Consider the following 737-nt stretch of genomic DNA (forward strand, 5'->3'; position numbering starts at 1 on the left):
AGGGCGGTTTCGCCGTGCATGATGGCGGTGAACGCGTCGGCGAGGCGGTATTGGCGGGCGCGGCGGTCATACCGGCACACGGTGTCGGCGACCTCGCACACCCGCTGCCAGGCGGCTTCGGCTTCGTCGGGTTCCAGATCCACCTGCAACCGGGCCATGTCACCGAGGGCGCGTTTGCTGATCTTGCGGAACATCTTCGTGTCGGCGCGCAGTTCGGCGTATTCGTCGGGGGCGGTGCGCATCAAGATGGCGTCGATCTCGCTGCCCAACGGCCCCGGCGACAGGGTGCGGGCGGCGGCGAGTACTTCGGCCTCGACCGCGGCGACGGTGTCGAGGCTGAATCCGCACATCCGCCCGGCCGCGGCCGCGACCCTAGCCTGATCCAACTCGCCGGCCGCGAACGCTGCCCGCAACCGGGGGTAGCGCAACCGCAGATCCATCCCGAGCGCGGCGGTGTTCTCGGCGATGGTGCGTGAACAGCCCAACCGCAGCCCGATCTCGGCCAGCGCGTTGTTGCCGCAATCGTGGAAATCGCCGTTGCCCAGTTGCACGTCGCGTTCGATCCAGGCCTCCCACAACCCCGCACAGGCGCTCACCTTCCGGTAGGCGGCCCGATTCTCGATGACCGCGTCGGCGGCCAACTCGGCCAACACCACCCGATCCGCCTCGGTGGCCGCCGTCGAAGAACTCCCCCTACCCCACATACCAAGATCATACCCGAACAAACGTTCGAGTGC

General features: G+C 68.1%; 1 protein-coding gene. It reads right to left on the bottom strand.

What is annotated here, in order from left to right; genetic code table 11:
- On the bottom strand, positions 1-704 hold a 704-nt coding region (locus FOS14_RS24525), incomplete at its 3' end, for a DUF222 domain-containing protein (protein WP_143773434.1).
- Between the last annotated feature and the right edge of the window lie 33 nt (positions 705-737).

It is taken from the genome of Skermania sp. ID1734 (genome assembly GCF_007489285.1).
Lineage (GTDB): Bacteria > Actinomycetota > Actinomycetes > Mycobacteriales > Mycobacteriaceae > ID1734.